We start from the raw sequence: 2,906 nt of genomic DNA on the forward strand, positions 1-2,906 counted from the left end.
TTCCTTTTACAGCAACTTCTAAAGAAGCATAATTGATTATTTTATCTTTTAAAGGTATTGGTTTTAATAAACTAAACCCTTTGACTATTGTATTTTTTATTCCCATTGTTGGTCTCCTTAGTTGTTTTGATTAATTAAAGCCTCTATTTCTTCAGTAGAGGGAAATTGCATATTTGTTGATAATGTTTTTATTAGTTCATCAAGTTTAGTAAAGTTAGGCTCTAATACAGTTGTAACAATATTTCCTCTATCACTTCTTCCTGGAATCCAAAACTTACAAAACTCTGTAAATCTTCCTGTTGTTTTAGCTATTAAACTCATGTCTTAACTCCTTTCAAATCTATAATTTCCTAGTTCTTCATAAGTAAACTCTCCTAACTCTTCATAAGTAAAGTCTTCCCAGTACCTATTCCATTCTATTTCTAATTTAATACCAGCAACTTTAATTCTTGATGCGAAATTGTAAGCATCCTCCATTTTTATACTATCTGGAATAGTTATACGAATCTTTCTTATATCAATAATGTCTGTTTGTACATCAGTTTGAGAAATATTAAAGAATCTTGCTACAAGTTGAATAATGGTATCATCATCACCCATACAATTTGACATATCATAAGCTATCTTTACTCTCTCTAAGTAGTTAGGGTCATTATCTCCAAGCCTAAATTCAAGTATATTAGAGCCTAATTTATCAATATTATCTCCATAGTGATTATCAAATAGAACTAAATCATTACTTTCCTTAAAAGACATTAGTAGTTCATTAATTTCTACTCTAAAGACATCTAATAGATCTTTAACAAGAGAACTTTCTTGAACTTTAAATATATCTGTTAATTTAGAGTTTAAAGCTTCTATTTTCTTCTCAGTAAACATATTAAACTACCTCAATATCAGTATAGAAAAGTTGACCACTTCTAATATCAATATTCTCTTTATTTAAGTGATTAAGGTCTGTTCCTATAGTAGCTTCAAGCTCTAATATTCCGTTATCAACGTTATAGGCTTTTGTTTCTATTTGGTTATGAATAATCTTTCTAGCTTTAGAATAATTACAAAAGGCTATATAATCATTAATTTGTTGTTTAATACTATCTTTTAACTGATCTACACTAGATGTTGAGTTAATAATTCTAACTCTTACATAAAGTTTTATCTTTTCAAACTCCTGGAACCGTATATCTACTTCTTGGCCACTTACATTTTGGACCTTGTATAAAATATCTCCTTCAGTTTCTATTCCAAGAGGTCCATATTTGTGTATAGTTTTAGCTACAAGCTCACTTGCTATACCATCTATCCAACATTTAAAACGTCCTGGACCTATTCCATTTGCATCAACAGAATCAGTTCTATTTTCAAGAACAAGTACACTATTAACACCAGTAGTTTTTCTAAGTTGTGCTTGAATAGCATCAGCAGTAGAACCACCTTTAGACCTATTAGCTATTTTTAATGTTTCTCTATATAGATCATCATTTTCAATATTGTCTCCTCCAGTTGCTGGAGTAATATTAGTTAAAGAGATAATTCCACTAATAGAGTTTACAAGTTCAGTAATTGTTCCAATATTTGAGTTATAATCAGTACCAGTGTTTTCTGCTATAGCTTGAACACTTCCTACTCTTGTTTCATTGTCTATAATAAGCTGAGAAACAGTATAGTAATTAAGACCTGTATCTTTTATCCTAATGTAAGTATTCTTAGGAACTATGACTGTATTATCGCTTTTAAATTCAATTGTAGTTGTTGCATACTTTCCTAGTATTCTTGGTGTGTTAAGATTTTTACCCCATCTATCTAATTGCAAACCAGTACAAGTATCAAAATATCTAGTAAAATAAACTTCTTGTGATACTTCCCAGCAATCAGCTAGTTCAGAACAAATAACTCCACACAAGACACCTTCTAAAGAGTATGGATTAATTTCAAAAGAATCATACCCTTTATTCCTCATTTTATTCTCAATGGAAATAGCTATATCTTCCATTTTCTTTTTAACAAAACCTTTATCAGTAACTCCAAACTTCAAATAAGCACCTCCTTTATGAATTTTTGTAAACTATGTTATCTATTCCCATTATTTCCCAATATATTTTAAAGGATCTTCTATTTTCATCTATAGATATATCAAGTTCTTTCCACTCTTTAAAAGCTGGATCTTTTTCTATTGTCTTTTTTATCCAGTAAGTAATAAGCTTTTTTTGTTCCTGGATATTTTTAATTTTAAATATCTCACTTGTCCAAGGTATACCCTCATTTGATAAGAACCAATCCCCTTTATCTAAAGATATTTTCATTTGTATTCTTTGAACTACCTCTTCATAAGGATTACATTTAACAAAGTTCTTTTTCTTATCTAAAACAACATCACCTGTACTAAAATCTATTTTAATCATTTTTCTCTCCTACTGAGGACCTTGTGTTTTATCTGGTCCTCCTTTTACTCCACTATGTACATGAGAAATAAAGTTTATTCCCTTTATAATTGCTGATTTTAAGGAATTTAAAGTATCAGTGACAATACTTTCAGCCTTAATTCCTTTAACGTTAAATTGAGTGTTTAAAGCATTTATAATAGGAGTTTCTATTTCTATACTTTCCTCAACATTTAAAGAAAGTTTCTTTGTAAAAACTTCTATTTCTCCATTTTCTTTAAAGATAATTTTATGTCCTGAGTTTAAGTTGTATAAACAATAATCATCTTTGTTATCATTAGATAATTCATCTTTAGATTTAGATAAAAAGCTAGTAATAACAGCATCAGATATATCAAATTTACTTGTATCAACTACTTCCTCATAAACTCCACTATCAAGTATCTTTTCAAGTGTAACTTCTGAGAACTGAAGCATAGCTATATCTCCTTTTTTAACAGGGAATCTTTCAGCAAAAGATTTAAC

The 2,906-nt window shown here is 29.1% G+C and carries 5 protein-coding genes; all 5 read right to left on the reverse strand.

What is annotated here, in order from left to right:
- Positions 1 to 117: 117 nt before the first annotated feature.
- Positions 118 to 321 carry a hypothetical protein gene (locus Q0V09_RS10050; protein WP_297489164.1) on the reverse strand — a complete coding sequence of 68 codons (204 nt, stop codon included), beginning with the start codon at positions 319 to 321 and terminating at the stop codon, positions 118 to 120.
- A gap of 3 nt (positions 322 to 324) precedes the next feature.
- Complete coding sequence (locus Q0V09_RS10055) at positions 325 to 879, reverse strand: hypothetical protein (RefSeq protein WP_297489166.1); 555 nt, start codon at positions 877 to 879, stop codon at positions 325 to 327.
- A gap of 1 nt (position 880) precedes the next feature.
- Positions 881 to 2,035, reverse strand: a complete 1,155-nt coding sequence (locus tag Q0V09_RS10060; RefSeq protein WP_297489169.1) for a baseplate J/gp47 family protein — start codon at positions 2,033 to 2,035, stop codon at positions 881 to 883.
- Positions 2,036 to 2,048: 13 nt separating this feature from the next.
- Entirely contained in the window at positions 2,049 to 2,402 is a 354-nt protein-coding gene (locus Q0V09_RS10065; RefSeq protein WP_297489172.1) for a hypothetical protein, read from the reverse strand.
- Positions 2,403 to 2,411: 9 nt separating this feature from the next.
- The coding region (locus Q0V09_RS10070; RefSeq protein WP_297489175.1) for a Gp138 family membrane-puncturing spike protein at positions 2,412 to 2,906 on the reverse strand (495 nt) is incomplete at its 5' end.

The sequence above is a fragment of the uncultured Cetobacterium sp. genome (assembly GCF_947039425.1).
Lineage (GTDB): Bacteria > Fusobacteriota > Fusobacteriia > Fusobacteriales > Fusobacteriaceae > Cetobacterium_A.

Bases quoted from the DNA above. Each gene is read 5' to 3' on its own strand.
- Q0V09_RS10050 (WP_297489164.1), bottom strand. From the start codon at position 321: ATGAGTTTAATAGCTAAAACAACAGGAAGATTTACAGAGTTTTGTAAG.
- Q0V09_RS10055 (WP_297489166.1), bottom strand. From the start codon at position 879: ATGTTTACTGAGAAGAAAATAGAAGCTTTAAACTCTAAATTAACAGAT.
- Q0V09_RS10065 (WP_297489172.1), bottom strand. From the start codon at position 2,402: ATGATTAAAATAGATTTTAGTACAGGTGATGTTGTTTTAGATAAGAAA.